This window comes from Lacrimispora indolis DSM 755, from assembly GCF_000526995.1.
Classification (GTDB): domain Bacteria; phylum Bacillota; class Clostridia; order Lachnospirales; family Lachnospiraceae; genus Lacrimispora; species Lacrimispora indolis.
Window position 1 is genome coordinate 2,469,147 of the sequence record NZ_AZUI01000001.1, and the last position, 20,061, is coordinate 2,489,207.

A 20,061-nucleotide genomic window follows, 5' to 3' on the forward strand; every position below is an offset into this window, starting at 1 on the left:
GTGTATGATGTAATTTGAACTGATAATAGATAAGAGGGGGATATTCTAATGATTGATGTTGAAACAATCAGAATAAATTCAGTAGAAGAATATTATCAAATAGTTGAGAAGTACAAAGGCAATAATTTATTCAGAGGTCAAGCTGTTTCTGAGTGGGATATAGTTCCAGGGGCATTTCGAGGGAATTGTGTGAAGGATAAGGTGGCAGAAGAATGTCGAAAATTTAGTCTAGTTCAGACGGAAGAGGTTTTAAAGAAAATACTAGAATTACAGCATTGGGGTGAGAAGACACGTTTATGTGATTTGTCTATAAATCCGTCTGTGTCACTTTATTTTGTAATAGAAGACGATACACAACATGATAAAGATGGGGCTGTTTTTATAATCGATAGAGATAAAGCATGCAATTTTAACAGTGTACAAATAAAAATTTTGATGCGAATAGCACAAGGGGATTTATATAACTTTCGAGTAATAAAGGATGCAGTGAAAAATGAATTACACCTAGATCTATCTGATGAAGAAATTAAAGAAGCTATTACAAAAAATGCTGTTATTGATTATGACATGGGTATAGCGTATTCAAACCCTAGAGCAATAATACAAGGAGGAACAGGTATATATTTTGGTTATGCTTTTGACCGTAAAGACAATTTAGTGGAAAAAGGGAGCTTGGATATTGAAGGAATTATCAAAAAGATAATTATTCCACATGATATAAAACCCCAAATTATTGAATATCTAAATACGATTGGAATTTATGGTGATTTGCTTTATGATAAGGCAAAAGCTGTGTCAAACAGTAGACTGTCATTTGATATCCAAGAATTTGAAAATAGAGAAAAATCTTTTGGTCAAAAAGTAACATTGGGTGTATATGTGTCCGAGTTGTCATTTACCGATGATGATATTCAAAGGATTGTAGATGAAGTATACATAAAATACAAGACCCAATATGGCAAATCGGCAAGAATATGGATTAATGTGTATCATGATTTAGAAGATAGGAGACTTACCAGTTCTAATTGGATTGCGAGAACGATTCCTGATAGTAATTTCACTAATTATAATTTAATATTTAATGAAAATTATCGAACTTCAAGAATGATTAATTTAAATAAGGAAATTTCTATATTTGAAATTATGGGTTTAACAGAACCAATTGTTAAAGAATGTAAACAATTTTTGTTAGAAGTAGAACGTGCATATGATTTATTCCAAAATAGATATATTATGAGAGATAAATATGGCGAAGTTTTAAATATGGCTTATATTAAACGACATAAAATAATTTTCGGTGATTTAAATGATATAGAGCATGGCGGGGAGCGATATGATACGTACTATGAAAGTGCTTATAATTTTTGCCAAAGTGTTTACGATTTAGCTTGGGAACTTTGTAATGACATAGGAAAAGGGGAGCGAGATAGCTTTTTAGAGTGGCGTTATGACAAATGGCATGAAAAGTGTTTGAGAAATTATGAATTATACTATTTAGCTGTAAGAAATCTATCAATTTAGAACACAATAGAAGGAACTTGTCAAAAAGGAAATTTAGATAATTAATATATTATTAAGAGGTGGGATATAGAAAAGTTGTTGCTGTTTCGAACTTGATATAGTAAAAAATATTATTATGCGAAAACAATGCATACATTTCAGCAATGCATTTACTATTTAATGTGGGGTAAAGGGGGGTAAATTTTTACTAAGAGGGGTGAAAAATCATCAAAAGGGGTAATTCCCAAAGTTAGGTACTCTATAATAAAAAAGATAGGAAAATCTTTTGCCATGTAGTATAAAAGACAACTTTCACCGCAAGTGAAGACGGTGGTTCTGCTGGAAAAGAAAGCCCAGTAAGTCAAAGTATTTCAGGGAGTAAGGAAAAAGGACGTTTTGACCAAAGGCACGATATTTATTAACCTCAAAATGTAAGACTATACAGCTATTTAACAGGCTATCAAAGCATTATGTGCCGATAAAGATTAAATTGGGGAGTGACGAGAAATGAAAATGTGGATTGAGATGAGCCGTGACGAAAAACATGGGGGTGATGAATGGGGATTTACAAAGTGTATCTGGGCTCCGACATATAAGAAAAGTGAAGGAGAAAAAAAGTCATGGCCATTTTGGTTAATGTGAATAAAGTGAAGACTGGAGATATTGTCTTTCATCTTAGAGGAAAAGGGAAAAAGGCAGAATTTGTTGGATATTCAATTGCTAAGGCTGATGGTCATGAAACCTTGGAACGTCCTCCGAGCCCCGGAAGTTGGGCTTATTGTAGCAGTTTTTATAGAGCTTTTTTAAGCGACTTTATAAGATTTAATAAACCCATCAGTCTTTATCAATTATTCAAGGAACATAGTCTGGATTTTAAGAAGTATTATGAGCAAAAAGCCAAACCAAGGAATATATTTTATACAATACAATCGAATAGATTACAATGCTTAAACGGAGGATATCTGTCTGAAGTTGATGAAATGCTATTGGATATAATATTAGAGAATAACGAAGCGTCTGGTGAGGAAGGCTTTTCTGTTGGCTTATCCGTACCGACATCTGTGGCTATAAAACAAATAAAGGTTCGGGTAGGACATGCGCATTTTTCGGCTAATGTAAAAAATAATTATAATAATCGATGTTGCTTTCCGGAATGTACGATTTCAGATAGGGAATTTTTAATTGCCTCTCATATTGCTAGGTGGGCCGATAATAGTGAAAAGCGTGGAGATACATCTAATGGTTTGTGTTTATGTCCTATTCATGACAAAGCATTTGAATTGGGCTATTTCTCATTAGATAGTAACTTCAGAATATGCGTAAAAAAAAGGAGTGATCATAGTCAAATATTTAAAGCGTATATTTTGCGATATATAGGCATGACTATATCAAAAGGTCAAATAGAACCAGATCGTGTAGCTCTTGCGGAGCATAGAAGAAGGAGCAATATTTCAGATGAGAGTGGTAAATAACATACATTTAATTTGAAGTGTAGAGAAACTTTTGCTCTCTATATAAAAATGAAAGGTGGTTTTGCTACTCAATATAAAACTTCCAATCAAAGGAATGTGAGAAACTATTTTTTAACCTTTAAGGAAACTTTGTTTTGCACAGAGTGTGAGGCATTCCATTAAAGATACAGAAGAGGTTTGATGTATGAAAGATATTTTATATCATTATTGCAGTTTGGAGACTTTTAACAGTATAATCAGCAATCAGACTATAAGATTATCGGATTGTACAAAAACAAATGATAACCAAGAAACTAAATGGATTGCAAATTTGGTAAAGGATATATTTTTAAGTAAAATAAAAGATAGTGAACTATTTTGTACTAAATATTGTATTACAGATAGTTTGATTGAAAAAATAGGTCTGCAGATAGACGCTACAATTAATAAAGTATTTCATGAGAACACAAGGAAAATGGTTACATATATAGCGTGTTTTTCTGAACAAGGAGATTTATTAAGTCAATGGAGAGGGTATGCAAACGATGCCAGGGGTATTTCTTTGGGGTTTAATAAAAAGGTTTTAAAGACTTTTGATACTGGGGGGTATAATTTTCATTTTAAGAAGGTGATGTACAGTATTAAGGAGCAAAGAAAATATATTGAAAATTATTTGGGCGAATTAGTAACTGCTTATGAGTTGGCAGAGGCAAATGAAATTAACAATGAAACATTAAATGAGTTTATATGGGATATGTGTTTGCATATAGGAGCAATACGCAATGATAGTCCACAATTTAAAAATAATGCCTTTAAAGAAGAAAAGGAGTGGAGATTATATGTAAATATTCATTTATCTAATGTATATAGCTATGAGCATGATAATAACGATGAAGTGGCTGGACAAATAGATGAAAATTATAATAAGAAATGTCAATATAATAATGGATTTGTTCGGGAAAAAATATCATTTAGAACAACACAAACAAAATTGATTCCTTATTTTGACTTGAACTTTACCAAAATAAAGGATAACTTTTTAAAAGAAGTTATTATTGGATCTAAATGTGAAGTGACAATTTTTGATATTCAGTTTTTTTTAGCTTCACAAGGTTTTGATTTTGATAAGATTAAAATATACAAGTCAAATGCAACTTATCAATAATTATAATACGTGAAATTGAGTAATGAGGGTAATAGAAATCTACTTGTTTCTTATGCTATGGAATATAAAAAAATTATTTCACTGCATACAGAAACCAGTGTAGAATAATATTGAAGATAAAGAACTTGTCAATTATATTGAGGTACTGTAAAAAAAGTAAATTTGTTTTAGAAATATTTCCACTTGAATTTTTGATTAGTAAATTCAAATACTTTATCATAATAATGGAACTTGGAGGTGAAAATATTGAATAGCAGAAAACATATGGGAAACAATAAAGAGGGAGTTATTTTTCCGGTTGCTCCAAATCTTTCCGAAATGAGTGATAGCTATTTGCAGTTTATAGAAGAAATCAAAAATGAAGTTCAAAAACAGAGAATTACTGTTGTAATGAATGCAAATTCCAATATGATCCGCCTCTACTGGAATATTGGAAGAGCAATTTTGAAGAAGCAAGAGGAAGAAGGCTGGGGAGCCAAGGTTATAGACCGAATGGCAAAAGATTTGAAGGAAGCATTTCCGGAAATGTCCGGTTTCTCTCCAAGAAACATAAAGTACATGCGTAAGTTTGCTCAGTGTTGGCCAGATTATGAAATTGTGCAACAGGTTGCTGCACAAATTCCATGGAGAACTAATCTCAAACTGATAGATAAATTGGAAGATGAAGAAAGCCGCATCTGGTATGCACAAAAAGCAATGGAAAATGGGTGGAGCAGCACTATTTTGGACTTGCAGATACAAAGCAAATTGATGGAGCGTACCGGTAGAACCGTTAATAATTTTCCGTCAGCGCTTCCGCCGGTAGATTCTGATATGGCAAATCAAATATTTAAAGATCCATATTTATTTGACTTTTTAGGAACAGATATGCCGCGACGTGAGGTTGAAATCGAGCGTCAATTGACTACACATATCCAGAAGTTTTTATTAGAATTAGGGCAGGGATTTGCATTTGTGGGCAGACAAGTACATCTGGAGGTAGGTGGGCAGGACTTCTATATTGATTTGCTGTTCTATCATCTTAAATTACGTTGCTATGTAGTCATTGAATTGAAAGCCTGTGATTTTGAGCCTGGTTTTATAAGTCAACTTAATATGTATCAAAATGTGGTAAATGATATTCTATGCCATCCAGACGATAAACCAACTATTGGTTTACTTTTGGTTAAGGGCAAAAATCAGACAGTTGTGGAGTATTCTTTATCTGGATATCAGAATCCAATTGGTGTAGCAGAATGGAAAAATCAAATGGAGAAATCCTTACCAGAAGAATTACGGAGTAGCCTCCCTTCCATCGAAGAAATTGAGAGAGAGTTGGAATGAAAGTGTACATCTTGTAGCATGATTTTCGAATTTGTGCTTTAAGTTGAATGAAAAGTAAGTAATTATATTTTGGCTCTTTGAAAATATACACTGACGCCAAGGGATAAGTGGCTTCGATGGTCATTTGAATTACAGCAACAAGGTATGTGGATACTATAATAATGATGACGTTTTGCGATTTTATGAACAAAAGCAAACTTTGACCACAAGATGTCGACACATGAAGGAAGAAAAGGGCTAAAATTGGAGTTGAAATACTCGATTTTAGCCTCTTTTAGTTAAAAAAGAACAAGAGGACACTTCAGCTGTAAACCAGTTATAATTTTATTGTGTATTCATAGTTAGCAAAACAGGAACAGCTCCTTTTATAAGTTGTTGTTATAATAAAGCTATCCTATGGAAGAAAGGCAGGGGTGGTAAGCATTGAATTATAGGAAAGAAATTGAAAAATGTATTGAATTCATTGAAGACCATATAAAAGAAGATATTACTATTGAAGAAATTGCTAATCAATCAGGGTATTCGCTTTACCATTTTTGCAGAGTTTTTAGTTTATGTAAGGGTATATCTGTTATGGAATACATGCGAGGACGCAGGTTAGCTTTAGCAACAACAGAATTATTCAATAAAAGAAAAATTATTGATATTGCTTTTGATTATGGATTTGAAACCCCCAGCGGATTTGCTAAAGCTTTTCGTAAAGCTTATGGTTATAGTCCTACACAGTACATGATGCGACTGGCTCAATATGCTGATACAAAAACAACATTTGAAATGGGAGGTTATATTATGGAGCCTGTTATTGTTAAAAGACCTGCATTTAAAGTTGCTGGTTATGGAATCAAAACCAATATTACCGGGATTACATATACAAAAGATATTGCATCTTATTGGAATAATTATGAAGGTGAAAATTTAGAAAGCAAAATGTACAGAATTTTAAATCCCGCTAAACACGGTGAAGTTGGATTGTGTGTTCCGTTATCTGAAGATGGAAATGTAATATATCTTTTAGGGGTAATTGTTGATGATTTTTCAAGGGCAGAGAAAGATATGCTGACAGTAGAGGTTCCGGAGGCTGAGTATGCAGTTTTTACAACGGCTCCTGTGGATACTTCAAATGATGAAGAACAAATAGAGTTTGCAGAGATTATTGCAAGTACGTGGAAATATATTTTTGAAGATTGGTTTAAAGATAGTGAGTATATTTACGATGAAAGTAAAATTGATTTTGAATTCTATGATGAACGCTGTCATCACAGAAAAGATACCGTTATGGATATTTATATTCCTATTAAAAAAGTAAAATAATATTCTTGTGCGATACGATTTGATGATATGCTACTTATAAAGAGTCAACTCAATTAAGCTGGTTTTAATAGGTTTAGAATTAATAAAAGAGGAACTAAAATATGTTAAGTTATTATGGCAGCCTGTCTTCAGAGGTATATGATATAGATAAGCCTATAGGTCATTCTTTTGGAGATGTAGAATTTTACATTGATAGATTAAGCTTGTGCAGGGGGCATATTCTTGAGCCTGCAACTGGAACCGGTCGTATGCTGATTCCGCTTTTAGAAAAAGGGTTTACAGTAGATGGCTTTGACAGTTCAAAAGACATGCTGAATATATGCCGTGACAATTGCATAAAAAAAGGTCTTAATCCTAAGCTTTTTGAAGCGAATATGGAATCTTTTATACAGGATACGAGATATGATGCGATTATAGTTCCAACGGGAACGTTCCTTCTGATGCACCAAAGAGCAGACTCAATAAGAGCACTGCAAAATTTTCATAAGCATTTATGCACTGGAGGACGATTAATGATTGATATATTCATGCAGACAGATTTTTCTGTAGGTACGGCTTCCACAAGGGCATGGGTCTGTTTGAATGGCGATATCATTACTTTAGAAAGTAAAATCGTGGAAGTTGACTATATAAATCAATATACTGTTTCACATAACAGGTATGAAAAATGGCGTGAGGGAGTGCTTATTCAAACCGAATTAGAACGCTTTCCGCTACAATGGTATGGACTGGAAGAGTTTAAATTGATACTTGAAAGCACGGGGTTTAAAGATATCGTGATTTCTTCAGATTATAAATTTGGGCAGTATCCATCAAATGTTAAAGATGTCATTACTTTTGAGGCTGTGCCTATTAAATAAAAATAAGATTCTCAGAATACTGAAAAAAGCTCTGAACAAAAATAGCTTTCTATGGTAAAATAAAGAACATAGAAAGTTATTTTTTTAGTATAGATAAAAACAATAACGGCTGAATGGAACAGTTTATGAAATATGTTCTGACACCAAGGGAGTACCATGCCCAGCGGTCATCAGAATTGCACACTCAACACATGTGGAGGTAATAACTCTGTTGCAGAAAACCTGAGGCAGAAGTGCAGAAAAGTTATGCTAATTTGACATGTTAAAACGGATAAGTAAATAATATAAAAATTAAGATAGGCATTGGTGTGATTGTACTGTAGGGTAAATATACCAATTTGACATATCTAAACGGATAAGTAAATAATACAGTAAATAAAGATAGGCATTAGCGTAATTGTACCGTAGGGTAAATATACATTAATGTCTTAGGGGTAGAATGCTCTGAAATACAACTATCCTGAGCAAATGAAAGAAGGTTTGTAATGATTAGATCAGTAATGAAGGATGTCTTTTTTCTGAATCAGAAGTCAGAACCGGCAACGGAAGCGGATAAGCAGGTGGTTCAGGATTTGCTTGATACGTTAAAGGCGAATGAAGTAGGTTGTGTAGGACTGGCGGCTAACATGATAGGTGTCAAGAAGAGAATAATAGCAGTGAGTATGGGTTTTGCTAATATTGCTATGATTAATCCGGTGATTGTGAAGAAGTCTGGTGCGTACGAGACGGAAGAAGGCTGTCTTTCTTTGATTGGAGTTCGCAAGACCATCAGATATAAGGATATCGTGGTAGAGTTTCAGGATATGAATTTCAATAAACACTGCCAGAAGTATTCCGGATGGATTGCACAAATTATACAACATGAAATCGACCACTGCGATGGCATAGTGATATAGAAGTATAGGCATTGAAGGAAGTTGTAATAGTGAAATGAATACTAAAAAGGCGGAATAGAAGGATTTTATGCTTAACATAAGAACCAGGAGGTAAGATCATGGTACAGGCAGGAACAAAAACACCAGCATTTACATTGCTTTCTGATACGGAACTTACCTGTATTCAGGCATATGATGTCTGGCAGGAAAAAATAAATTATGGTAAGGTTAGCATGGGAGTGGTTCGAACCACATATCACATCGATGAAGATGGAATAATTGTAAAAGCCTTTGGCAAAGTGAAGGCAGAGGAGAATCCGGCACAAATGCTGGCGCAGTTTAGGATATGAAGATAATAATTTCTCCGGCAAAGAAGATGATTGAGGATACGGATTCTATTGAGGTTACCGGAGTGCCCGGATTTATTAATGATGCTATAATATTGATGCATGAAATGAAGTCCTTGTCCTTATCAGAGGGAAAAGCATTGTGGAAATGCAATGATAAATTGGCAGAATTAAACTATAAGCGCTACAAAGATATGGCTTTGATGCATAGACTGACACCGGCAGTAATAGCATATGAGGGCTTGCAGTATCAGCATATGGCTCCGAAAGTGCTTACAACTAAGGCACTTTCGTACCTATCAGATCATTTGCGGATTTTGTCAGGCTTCTATGGAGTACTTAAGCCCTTTGATGGGGTAACGCCATATCGACTAGAAATGCAGGCAAAGCTATCCGTGAATGATTGTAAAGATTTATATGATTTCTGGGGAGACCGGTTGTATCATAGTCTAGTGGACGATGACAGAATTATCCTTAACTTGGCTTCGAAAGAATACTCACAATGCATCGAGAAATATATCACACCAAAGGATCGATTTATTACGATTGAGTTTGGTGAGCTAGTGGAAGGGAAAGTGAAACAAAAGGGAACAATATCTAAGATGGCTCGCGGTGATATGGTGCGGTTCATGGCAGAGAATAATATTTCAGATCTGAATGGTCTCAAGGATTTTCAGGAGCTAGGATTTGCTTATTGCAAGGAGCTTTCCAGCAACTCAAAATACGTATTCATAATGTGAGGCGAGAGGTTGTCATGAGAACATACCTGTTTGAGCTTCATTGGCACCAAATTGGATGATGCAAGCAAGTATTATGAAAGAGAATGGCGGCACAAGTTTCCAGATGCAGAGTAATATAAAATGAGATCGTTTATTCATACAATCAGGCAGAAAAGAAGCTAATTCTATTTTTTTGCTGATCGATCAGTGAAGACTTTTGGAGGTGATATCCTGCCGCCAAGTGGTTAACAGATACATATGGCATCATTATTGCACATTAAGGCATACTGAAGTAATTGTCGAATTATAACATAGCATGACATAATTCAATTGTTTTTATAGTAAGTTAATTCTTAAGTGAAATATAGGAGTTTGGGAATATATGAAAATAAACGTATACACATTAAATTCTTTTGCTAAAACGAAAGAAGGCGGAAACCCAGCAGGTGTTGTTATGAATGCAGATTCATTATCTGAGGAAGAAATGAGAAAAACTGCTGCTGTTCTTGGATTCAGTGAAACTGCTTTTGTTTTCAAATCAAACGTGGCAGATTTTAAAGTGAGATTCTTCACACCGAATGAAGAGGTGGACTTATGTGGTCATGCCACGATTGCCACCTTCAATGCAATGTCAAGTCTAAATTTGTTAAAGCAAGGTAAGTATGAGCAGGAAACCAGAGCAGGAATACTTGGCATTGAAATTCACAACGATAATTTTGTTATGATGGATCAATCCATTCCTGTATTTTCGGAAGTTATAGACAAAGATGAAGTAGCAGATTCCTTGAATATCAGTACTTCCCAAATTACAGCAGACTTGTTGGTTCAAGTTGTATCAACAGTGCTTCGGGATATTATGGTTCCTGTAAGAAGCATTGAGATTTTAGATGCGATCAGACCGGATATGAAAAAAGTAAAAGAAATCAGCCAGAAGTACAATACGGTTGGATACCATGTTTTTTCTTTGAAATCCTTACATGGTGCTAACGCTTATTGTAGAAACTTTGCTCCCTTATATGGTATCCCGGAGGAATCTGCCACAGGAACATCAAGCGGTGCACTTGGTTGTTATTTGTACCACTATGGAAAAATCGACGAGGAGCAAGCTTCACATATTATTTTTGAACAAGGTTATTCTATGAATAGGCCATCTGAAATCAGAGTGTCTTTAGCTATAAAGGAAAATAAAATTTTTGAAGTCAAGGTCGGAGGGAGAGCGATGAATTTAACCTTAACGGAAGTCGAAATATAGAATAAGAGCTAAGCGACCTTCCTTCAAGGTATTCCCAGGCTCAAGCAGCATCTTTTTTGACCTCTCAAGACACACAGTATGCATTGACGAACTGTGTCGGAAGAGAGGATAACATGACCGGCTATGAGGAGGAAAGAAAAGTAACATTCGATGCTGTGATATATAAATATGTTTTAGGAGGGCAATAAATGGTATTAGAGCATAATATAACAGATTCAATTGGCAAAAGAATCAAAAAGGATTTTTAAAGCAAATGTAAGAAAGACAAACATGGCAATCCGATTGTCGGATCAAAAAAGAGGGAAACTAACGGAAGGTGCCGTACTGTAAGGAATGGATTATAAATAAAGCAGAAAGCCAAATGCTCTTTTACAATGTTTTTACAAGACAATGCTTAACCTTATGATATAATTGGATCATAAAGGCTGGAAGGAGTATTCAATAATGAAGTTAAGCAGAGAAGAGAAATCATGGATATTGGTTGATTGCGGAAATTCGGCTTACTCAATGGCTGTCACCACTGCATTACTGCCGATTATGTTCGGAATGTTTGACAATGTGAGATACAGCATGGATCTGGGGTATTTTAACTCCATTGCCAGTATTCTAGTGGCGGTTTTAAGTCCGGTTTTAGGTGCCGCCGCCGATTATAAAGATAAAAAGAAACGGTTTTTTGTATTCTTTACCTGTCTGGGTGTCCTTGCAACCGCTTCGCTGGCGTTTATTCCTCCCTCCAGCGGACAATGGCAGCTTTTAATTCTTTTTTTTATTTTATCGGCAATTGGATTTGCAGGATCCAATATTTTCTACGATGCATTTATCGTTGATGTTACCAGTGATGAGAGAATGGATAAGATATCTTCCCTTGGTTTTGCGTTCGGCTATATATCCAGTGTCATACCTTTTGGCATCAGTCTGGCGCTCATATTTCTTTTGGGGATGGACAAGTCAATCGGATATCAGATCGGATTTATCATTACTGCTTTATGGTGGGGACTCTTAACTTTTCCTATGATAAAAGATGTAAAACAGATTCATTATGTGGAACCCGAACAACATCCAATAAGAAACAGTTTTAAAAGACTGGCGGAAACATTTAAACAGATCAGGCAGTATAAAACCGTATTCTACTTTCTTGGTGCATATTTTTTCTATATTGATGGTGTGGATACCATAATTAAAATGGTAGTTCCTTATGCCACCGCTGTCCTTGGGAACCATACACTGGATACATTTTCATTGCTGGGAATTTTACTGATAATACAGCTGATCGCCTTTCCCTGTGCCATCTTTTATGGAAACCTGGCGAAACGGCTTTCTGCCAGAACCATGATTATCATCGGAATATTTACTTATATCATTACCTGTATTGCTGCATTTTTTTTAGCTTCCCTATGGCATATTTTCATTCTTGGAGCCATGATTGGTTCTGCACAGGGAGGGATTCAGGCGCTAAGCCGGTCCTATTATGCAAAGATTATTCCAAAGGAAAAATCCAATGAATTTTTTGGATTTTATAATATATTCGGTAAATTCTCGGCCATTTTGGGTCCAACGCTGATGTCCCTTATAACAGCAATTACCGGTAATGCCAGATGGAGTATTTTGGGAATTATTCCTCTTTTTTTAATTGGATTAGTGATTTTTATGATACTTCCTAAAGAACAAAAATAAGATGAAAGATGATGGAGCTGGAAAAATGAGCAAAGGAAAAGCAAAGCATTTGGTAGTGATCTCCTATGATGCATTTTCTGAAGATAACTGGGAAAAGGCAAGTCGGCTTCCCAACCTTTCCCGATTAATAAAAAGCGGAGCATTCAGTACAAAATTAAAAAGCGTCTATCCGACTCTTACCTATGTAGTGCATACCACTATGGTGACCGGCGTTTATCCGGATAAGCATGGAATCTATCATAATACCCCTCTCCAGCCTTTTATTGATGAAGAAGAACAGGCGTGGTTCTGGTTTAAAAAGGATATCAAGGCACCTGCTGTGTATGATGCTTTAAGAAATAGTGAAATGAAATCAGCAGGAATCCTGTGGCCTGTTACCGGAAAGGCCTCCATTCGCTATAATCTTCCGGAGATAAAGGCAATCGGACGTGAGAATCAATCTCTTAAGATCTTAAAAAATGGAAGTCCATTTTTTTGTATTGGGCTTGAGAAAAAATATGGAAAATCAAGAAAAGGGATTGAACAGCCTTACCTGGATGATTTTACAGCTATGTGCGGAAAAGACACCATTCTAAGCAAAAAACCGGAACTTCTGATGATGCACTTCATTGAACTGGACGACGCGAAGCATCATCATGGGACAGACAGTCCTGAGATTGATAAGGTTCTGACCCGGATGGATGAAAGAATCGGTAAGATTATGGAGGCAGTTCGGGAGGCAGGCATTTTTGAGGAAACGGTTTTTCTGGTGTTGGGAGATCATGGGCAGAAAAATGTAAGGTACAAGGTGAAGCTGAATCAATTGTTAAAAGAAGAAGGCCTCATTTATGAAGAAAAAGGGAAAATGTTTTGGAGAGCCTATATACAGTCTGCAGGAGGGTCTGCCTATCTGCACTTAAAGGAAAATGACGAGGAAGCAAAGCAGCGTGTACTACAGATTCTTCTAAAAGCGGCAGAAGAGAAGAACTTAGGTATTGAGAGGATCTATACCAGAGAAGAACTGGAACGTTTTCATGCGTTCCCGGTTTCTGAGTATATGCTGGAAGCGAAGACTGGTTACTGTTTTGATGACAGCCTTACCGGGTCCCTTGTGACTGACTTGGAGAAAGAAAATAGAAAGTATGCAACACATGGGTATTCACCGGAGAGACCAGAGTATGGATGTGGCTTTGTGGTATCAGGAAATTGTATTAAGAAAGAATACCAGTTGGGAGAAATCCAGATGGTAGATATAGCTCCTACGATTGCAGCAATCCTAGGCATTGATTTCGGTCCTTGTGACGGCAGAGTGTTGGATGAGATATTCAGAATTAATACGAAAGCGTAAAACCCCTGGGAAGGAGTATGCGTTTTCAGCATTATTTTTACTCACTCAAGGCATGTAGGTTTCATAGTCCTGTTGCAACGGTTAGATACTTGATAAATAGAGGATTTATAGAATTATAGATAGCAACATATTTTGACGTGAGAGGATACTTTCACGTCTTTTCTTTTGGGTGGAGTCTTAATCTGCTGCCACATTTTATATCGATAATGAAGAATTATAAATGAAAAGTATAAAGGCGATACAATTCTGCAAAAGACTTTTACAGAAGATTTCTTGACAGGTAAGAAGAGCAAGAATATCAGTCAACGCGATCATTATTATGTACAGGACAGCCATCCGGCTATTGTTTCAGATCAAGTTTTAATAAGTTTCAGGAGGAAATGGCAAAAAGTTTTTGTCAATTGTCCCATAACACCATTTCTTTTCAGTGTTGCAATGCTGCAACGTATTATTGGGTATAAGCTTTATAATACTTATCTGCTGACATTACTATGAATAAATCGAAATATATAGGAAGATAATAGAAAAGATAAAACTATGATTGATTCATGTGAGAACGTCAAATAGATGCAGGAGATTAATATGACAGCCAAAATAAATTTAAGCGAAATAACAATAACTGAATTAAGTAAGATAATAAAAAATAAGACTTTCTCAATAAAAGAGATTGTTTCACAATATTTAGAGCAAATTGACTCTTTCGACAAAGGTTTAAATGGATTAAATTCTATTCTTGAGATAAATTCTGATGTTATTACAATAGCAGAGGAGCTTGATGAAAGAAATAAGGATGATTCTGGTTTGCTTTATGGGGTGCCTATTCTTTTAAAAGATAATATAAATACTGCAGATAGTTTGCACACATCCGCAGGGTCACTGGCATTGGCAGATTCAAGTCCAGAAACGGACGCTGAGATTGTTGAAATTTTGAGAAAAAAGGGTGCTGTTATTCTTGGAAAAACAAATATGACTGAATTTGCCAATTATATGACGAAAGGAATGCCAAACGGATATAGTTCCAAAGGAGGAATTGTAAAATCACCATACGTTTTAGGTGAAAACCCGGCAGGTTCCAGCACCGGTTCAGGAGTTGCAGTAGCAGCTAATTTATGTACGGCAGCTTTTGGCACAGATACTTCCGGCTCTATCATATCTCCCGGTTTAAAGAATGGTATTGTAGGGTATCGTCCAGGAAAGGGTACTTTAAGCATAAAAGGGATTATTCCGATAAGCTTTTCTCTTGATATGGTTGGTCCCATGACAAGAACCGTTAAAGATTCAATCATTATTATTAATGAAATATCAGCTAATAAAATACACTTTACAGAAAGGACAAATCTTAAAGGTACTGTAATAGGAATTGATCAATCTGCTATAGATAATATGTCGCAGGAAGAAGAAAAGAAGGCTAATGGTGTTTTAAATAAGTTAAAGGATGCTGGTGCGATCTTAAAACGAATCCATCTCAAAACAATTCCTAATAAAAAAATAGATAATATTAAAAAGTATGAGTTTAAGCATGCTATGAATCAATATTTAGCTGAGTTACCACTAGATTATAAAATAAAAAATTTAAAGGAAATAATTGAATTTAACAATATTCATAAAGAAGAAACTTTAAGATATGGTCAAATATTATTAGAAGATGCCCAGAATAATACCTCTGGTGAAATGACAGAATCTATTTATCTGGATACGTTAAAAGATATAGAGTTCACTAAACTATATATGAAGGATCAGCTAAAGGATTTAAATGTATGTATTGTATTTAAAGATCACCCAATTGTTCAATATACAGGTTTACCGGCGATTACAGTACCCTGCGGGCTATATAATGATGGAATGCCTTTTGGAATAAATATCATCGCTCAAACGGACGAAGAACTATTAAACACAGCTTATGCAATAGAACAAATCGCAGGCAGAAGAGTTAAACCTAAATTTATTGGGTATTAAAAAAGCAGTTGCTATACTGAAAAGCGGCTAAGATTAAAATTAGATATCAAAAAATGAGAGTTTCCATGTTATAATAAATGTAGCTATTTTATAAAAAAAGGTTGAGCGTCGAATTTGTCGAAAATATATTCTGACGCCAAGGGGGTACCAGGCTCGATGGTTATCAAAATTGCAGCAATAAGGCATACAGAAACGATAGCACTGATAACAAGAGCTAGTGAACTTAATCCATCTTGCTCCCCAGATTAAAGTGCTAAAATGCATTTATGATAATAAATAAAAAATTCACAGCAAATTGTTGAATTATAAGCTTAAAAGTAATATACTTTAAATATATAAAAAATAAACACGAGGTAATTAATTAAAATGATCATATAATCATATCCAGTTTTTATAAGTTATAGTAGTATAGACAAAGCGGGTATACTTTTAATATTTAAGGTATGCTGGTTTTGTATTACTTAAACTGCTGTAAGTTTTGGATAGGATTATAATAATGTCAATTTAATTAGAATTTATATCGTGTTAATTTGCTATTTTTATTTTAAAATAGCTCTTTAATATTAAACTTCTATGATGAGACACTTATAACCTTTCCGAGACTTTTAGTTGGGAAAGGTTTTTTGTTTTTAAAATGAAAGGATAATAAGTAAATGAATATAAATGAATATAAGCTCGAGATGGACAAATCAGGGCCATATGGAATTACTGCAGGACATGACGGAGCTATTTGGTTTACAGAAAATACAGGAAATAAAATAGGACGAATTACAATGGAAGGTAAAATTACAGAGTATTTACTTCCGACCCTAGATGCAGAGCCACTAATTATAACAAAAGGAATGGATGGAGTTATATGGTTTACAGAATATAAAGCTAATAAAATAGGAAAAATTACAACAGAAGGAAAAGTTACAGAATATGATATACCGACTGCCAATGCAGGTCCTTGCGGGATAACATCAGGCCCTGATGGAGCAATGTGGTTCACAGAGATTACTGGCAATAAAATTGGAAGAATCACCGTGAATGGGGAAATTAGTGAGTATAATTTACCTGACCTGGGTTCATTTCCGTCAATGATTATAGACGGTTCAGATGGAGCACTTTGGTTTACAGAGAACCAAGGTAACAGGATCGGTAGAATTAGTATATCTGGGGAGATAACTGTATTTAGCATTCCAACTACTGCCTCTGGCCCAGTTGGAATTTGTAAAGGGGGAGATGGAGCCATTTGGTTCGTAGAAATAATAGGTAACAAAATAGGTCGAATTACAACGTCGGGCCAATTTACTGAATACTCGCTGTCAACACGAGATGCTAAACCCCATGCAATTATATCGGGTAAAGAAGGTGAACTCTGGTTTACAGAATGGGGAAGCAACCAGATTGGCAGGCTTAAATCATGTGGCGAAATAATTGAACATCAAATTCCCACCATAGGTTCAGAACCACATGACCTTGTTCTTGGACCAGACGGAGCCATATGGTTTACAGAGGAATGCGGGAAGATTGGTCAGTTAATCTACTAGCAAGTTTGCTTCATATCTTTATCTATCGTTTAATCAGGTTGGGAGGAGCGAATGGTTATGATTGGACCAGATAAGAATAAACTTTATCCAAATGAAAATATAAAGACGGTTTGCTATATAAGTAATCTGCCTAAAAAATTAAATATAGAGATTGGAGAATATACCTATTACAGCGATAATAAAAATTCTCCAGAGAAATTCTACAATAATATAGAACATCATTATGAGTTCATGGGAGATAAATTAATAATAGGTAAATTCTGCGCAATAGCAGAGGGCATTAAGTTTATTATGAATGGAGCAAATCACAGAATGGACGGAATTACAACTTATCCATTTAATATCTTTGGCGGTGGCTGGGAAAAGATCACTCCAACAGTAGATCAATTGCCTTTCAAGGGGGATACAGTGATAGGTAATGATGTTTGGATAGGGCAAAATGTAACTATTATGCCAGGTGTTAAAATTGGCGATGGTGCAATCATTGCCGCGAACTCTACTATAGTAAAAAATGTTGAACCCTATACAATACATGGCGGGAATCCAGCTAAGTTTATCAAGAAACGATTTAGTGATCAAAAGGTTGAATTTTTGCTAATGATTCAATGGTGGAACTGGGACGAAGAGAAAATATTTAATAATCTTGAAAAGCTAACATCAGAAATCGGTTTAGAACAGTTAATGGAACAATACCTTTAAGCTGTTGTCTTAAAGATAATTTGATGTTCTATGTAGAAATAGAATATGATATAAATCCATTTTTACTGAAAAAATTGCCGCCAATGAATGACTAGATTTTGTTAATATCCTTATTAACTCCGCAGGGCATGTAAATCCATAGTTCTGTTGCCCCCAAAAACGCCTGAAAAAATCAGAAAATAACGTGCAATAAATAAGGATATAAGAGTAGCTGAAAGAGGAAAACGTGGCTGAGACGTTGAGAGAAGGTCAAAGCTCTTAAAAATCACAAGACAGTCATCGGTGCTTTGTTATCAATAATTTTTCTCACAGGATTTAATATCCGGCTGAAAGAAAAGAATAGACAAGTACACAATATAGGGTGTACTATAAAACCATTACGATTACAAGCTCATAAGGAGGCATTATGAATAAATTAATTAAAAATGGCATGATTGTTACAGATTCAGAAGTGTTTCAGGGGGATCTCCTTATAGAAGGTGAATGGATTAAGGCAGTCGGAAAAAATCTTCCTGCTGAGGAGGCCGAGGTGATTGATGCTACGGGAAAGTATGTGCTTCCCGGCGGCGTGGATGTTCATACCCATATGGATTTACAGTCCGGAAAGTATCGTGCGGTAGATGATTTTTATGATGGGACGGTTGCGGCGGCATGCGGAGGAACGACGACGATTGTAGATCATATGGCATTTGGTCCGGTTGGCTGCAGTCTCTGGCATCAGGTAGAGGAATATCACAGACTGGCTGATGGCAAAGCGGTAGTTGATTATGGGTTTCACGGTGTGATTCAGCATGTGAATGAGTCTATCCTGAAGGAAATGGGTGAAATATCCCAAAAAGAGGGAATTACTAGCTTTAAGATCTATACAACCTATAATTTTAAGTTGAATGATGATGAGATATACCAGGTTATGAAGCAGGCAAAAAAGGATGGGATTGTGATTGCCGTACATTGTGAGAATGACGGCGTTTTAGGTTATCTCAGAAAGACCTATGTGGAAAAAGGATATACACAGCCCAAATATCACCCCTTAAGCCGTCCGGCCCGCTGCGAGGCAGAAGCAGTGGACAGACTGCTGCATATCGCAGCCATGGCAGGGGAGGCGCCGCTTTATATCGTGCACTTATCCAGCAAAGAAGGTATTCTTGAGGTCATGAAAGCGAAGGCCGCTCATCAGAAGAATTTTGCAGTGGAAACTTGCACTCAGTATTTGACTCTGACTGATGAGATGTACGAGGATGATATCGAAGGATTTAAAGCAATCCTTTCCCCGCCGCTTCGTAAAAATGAAGATATTGAAGCCATGTGGCAGGCGCTGCAGGACAATGTGCTTGATACCATCGGAACAGATCACTGCCCATTTAATTTTACTACAAAAAAACAGGCTGGTGCCAATGATTTTACCGCTTGTCCCAACGGCGCCCCCGGCGTGGAAGAGCGGATGCGCGTTATTTTTTCAGAGGGGGTACAAAAGGGAAGAATTACACTTCCTCAGATGGTGAAATATTTATGCACCAATCCTTCCCGTATGTACGGCATGTATCCGCAGAAGGGGACACTTTTACCAGGTTCTGATGCGGATGTAGTGATTTTAGATCCCAATAAGGAACGTACTCTGACTCATGGGGATATGCATGGTGCTGCCGACTACACCTGCTACGAAGGAATGAAGGTAAAAGGTGATATTGACCTTGTACTGCTGAGAGGATGTGTCATTGTCAAAGATAATGAATTCCTTGGAAAGAAAGGCAGCGGTAGATATTTGAAGCGACATAAGAGTGTATTAGCGGAGGCTTAAAACTGCTGAGCGTTATAACTATAGTACAGCACTGGATTTACTGCAAAAACAGTGGAGTCCGGGCTTAAATAAAGGTGCCGGTGTTAGCTTCTTGGAACGCCAGCACCTTTTAAAGTTGGGGAGAAAGAGGCGAAGAAAAGCCGTTATGGTCCATCGTTCGCTGCCATCAACTTTCTTCCTACTCATATCAATTGCTCACTTAATAATCTTGTTTAATTAACATCAGGTGTGGTAAAGGGGATTTTGATATGAATTATAAAAAACGGCCCCAC

Annotated in this window: 16 protein-coding genes and 1 pseudogene; all 17 read left to right on the forward strand. The window is 35.9% G+C overall.

Annotation, left to right across the window (positions count from 1 at the left end; translation table 11 throughout):
• The first annotated feature begins 48 nt into the window (after window positions 1-48).
• Window positions 49-1,521, forward strand: coding sequence for an FRG domain-containing protein (locus K401_RS0111920; protein WP_024293160.1), 1,473 nt, complete (start codon window positions 49-51; stop codon window positions 1,519-1,521).
• Window positions 1,522-2,120: 599 nt separating this feature from the next.
• Window positions 2,121-2,972, forward strand: coding sequence for an HNH endonuclease (locus K401_RS31845; RefSeq protein WP_024293161.1), 852 nt, complete (start codon window positions 2,121-2,123; stop codon window positions 2,970-2,972).
• 184 nt (window positions 2,973-3,156) lie between these two features.
• Window positions 3,157-4,116, forward strand: coding sequence for a DUF2971 domain-containing protein (locus K401_RS0111930; protein WP_024293162.1), 960 nt, complete (start codon window positions 3,157-3,159; stop codon window positions 4,114-4,116).
• 264 nt (window positions 4,117-4,380) lie between these two features.
• Entirely contained in the window at window positions 4,381-5,439 is a 1,059-nt protein-coding gene (locus K401_RS0111935; protein WP_024293163.1) for a PDDEXK nuclease domain-containing protein, read from the forward strand.
• A gap of 423 nt (window positions 5,440-5,862) precedes the next feature.
• Window positions 5,863-6,750 carry an AraC family transcriptional regulator gene (locus K401_RS0111940; protein WP_024293164.1) on the forward strand — a complete coding sequence of 296 codons (888 nt, stop codon included), beginning with the start codon at window positions 5,863-5,865 and terminating at the stop codon, window positions 6,748-6,750.
• 101 nt (window positions 6,751-6,851) lie between these two features.
• The gene (locus tag K401_RS0111945) at window positions 6,852-7,610 is read left to right on the forward strand and encodes a class I SAM-dependent methyltransferase (protein WP_024293165.1); all 759 of its coding nucleotides are present in this window, start codon (window positions 6,852-6,854) and stop codon (window positions 7,608-7,610) included.
• Between the two features lie 485 nt (window positions 7,611-8,095).
• Window positions 8,096-8,506: a peptide deformylase gene (locus K401_RS0111950; protein ID WP_024293166.1), complete on the forward strand. Its 411-nt coding sequence runs from the start codon at window positions 8,096-8,098 to the stop codon at window positions 8,504-8,506.
• Window positions 8,507-8,634: 128 nt separating this feature from the next.
• Window positions 8,635-8,835, forward strand: a pseudogene (locus tag K401_RS0111955) (redoxin domain-containing protein); the annotation flags it as partial.
• Window positions 8,832-9,572: a peroxide stress protein YaaA gene (yaaA, locus tag K401_RS0111960; protein ID WP_024293167.1), complete on the forward strand. Its 741-nt coding sequence runs from the start codon at window positions 8,832-8,834 to the stop codon at window positions 9,570-9,572. The pseudogene K401_RS0111955 and the gene yaaA, both read left to right, overlap by 4 nt.
• A gap of 361 nt (window positions 9,573-9,933) precedes the next feature.
• Complete coding sequence (locus tag K401_RS0111965; protein WP_024293168.1) at window positions 9,934-10,803, forward strand: PhzF family phenazine biosynthesis protein; 870 nt, start codon at window positions 9,934-9,936, stop codon at window positions 10,801-10,803.
• Window positions 10,804-11,247: 444 nt separating this feature from the next.
• Window positions 11,248-12,477: an MFS transporter gene (locus tag K401_RS0111970; RefSeq protein ID WP_024293169.1), complete on the forward strand. Its 1,230-nt coding sequence runs from the start codon at window positions 11,248-11,250 to the stop codon at window positions 12,475-12,477.
• Between the two features lie 25 nt (window positions 12,478-12,502).
• Window positions 12,503-13,804 (forward strand): alkaline phosphatase family protein, encoded by a 1,302-nt coding sequence (locus K401_RS0111975; protein ID WP_024293170.1) that lies wholly within the window; start codon window positions 12,503-12,505, stop codon window positions 13,802-13,804.
• A gap of 273 nt (window positions 13,805-14,077) precedes the next feature.
• Complete coding sequence (locus K401_RS34400; RefSeq protein WP_498371132.1) at window positions 14,078-14,299, forward strand: hypothetical protein; 222 nt, start codon at window positions 14,078-14,080, stop codon at window positions 14,297-14,299.
• Window positions 14,300-14,386: 87 nt separating this feature from the next.
• Entirely contained in the window at window positions 14,387-15,760 is a 1,374-nt protein-coding gene (locus tag K401_RS0111980; protein WP_024293171.1) for an amidase family protein, read from the forward strand.
• 653 nt (window positions 15,761-16,413) lie between these two features.
• Window positions 16,414-17,292, forward strand: a complete 879-nt coding sequence (locus tag K401_RS0111985) for a Vgb family protein (RefSeq protein ID WP_024293172.1) — start codon at window positions 16,414-16,416, stop codon at window positions 17,290-17,292.
• Window positions 17,293-17,349: 57 nt separating this feature from the next.
• Window positions 17,350-17,991 (forward strand): Vat family streptogramin A O-acetyltransferase, encoded by a 642-nt coding sequence (locus K401_RS0111990; protein WP_024293173.1) that lies wholly within the window; start codon window positions 17,350-17,352, stop codon window positions 17,989-17,991.
• A gap of 406 nt (window positions 17,992-18,397) precedes the next feature.
• A complete protein-coding gene (hydA, locus tag K401_RS0111995; RefSeq protein ID WP_024293174.1) occupies window positions 18,398-19,789 on the forward strand; it encodes a dihydropyrimidinase in 1,392 nt (463 codons plus the stop codon).
• The last annotated feature ends 272 nt before the right edge of the window (window positions 19,790-20,061 follow it).

Excerpts from the sequence above, each read along its gene's own strand:
- K401_RS0111950 (WP_024293166.1), top strand. The coding sequence starts at position 8,096 with ATGATTAGATCAGTAATGAAGGATGTCTTTTTTCTGAATCAGAAGTCA.
- K401_RS0111980 (WP_024293171.1), top strand. The coding sequence starts at position 14,387 with ATGACAGCCAAAATAAATTTAAGCGAAATAACAATAACTGAATTAAGT.
- yaaA (WP_024293167.1), top strand. The coding sequence starts at position 8,832 with ATGAAGATAATAATTTCTCCGGCAAAGAAGATGATTGAGGATACGGAT.
- K401_RS0111920 (WP_024293160.1), top strand. The coding sequence starts at position 49 with ATGATTGATGTTGAAACAATCAGAATAAATTCAGTAGAAGAATATTAT.
- K401_RS0111990 (WP_024293173.1), top strand. The coding sequence starts at position 17,350 with ATGATTGGACCAGATAAGAATAAACTTTATCCAAATGAAAATATAAAG.
- K401_RS31845 (WP_024293161.1), top strand. The coding sequence starts at position 2,121 with ATGGCCATTTTGGTTAATGTGAATAAAGTGAAGACTGGAGATATTGTC.
- K401_RS0111945 (WP_024293165.1), top strand. The coding sequence starts at position 6,852 with ATGTTAAGTTATTATGGCAGCCTGTCTTCAGAGGTATATGATATAGAT.
- K401_RS0111975 (WP_024293170.1), top strand. The coding sequence starts at position 12,503 with ATGAGCAAAGGAAAAGCAAAGCATTTGGTAGTGATCTCCTATGATGCA.
- K401_RS0111970 (WP_024293169.1), top strand. The coding sequence starts at position 11,248 with ATGAAGTTAAGCAGAGAAGAGAAATCATGGATATTGGTTGATTGCGGA.
- K401_RS0111935 (WP_024293163.1), top strand. The coding sequence starts at position 4,381 with ATGGGAAACAATAAAGAGGGAGTTATTTTTCCGGTTGCTCCAAATCTT.
- K401_RS0111965 (WP_024293168.1), top strand. The coding sequence starts at position 9,934 with ATGAAAATAAACGTATACACATTAAATTCTTTTGCTAAAACGAAAGAA.
- hydA (WP_024293174.1), top strand. The coding sequence starts at position 18,398 with ATGAATAAATTAATTAAAAATGGCATGATTGTTACAGATTCAGAAGTG.
- K401_RS0111930 (WP_024293162.1), top strand. The coding sequence starts at position 3,157 with ATGAAAGATATTTTATATCATTATTGCAGTTTGGAGACTTTTAACAGT.
- K401_RS0111985 (WP_024293172.1), top strand. The coding sequence starts at position 16,414 with ATGAATATAAATGAATATAAGCTCGAGATGGACAAATCAGGGCCATAT.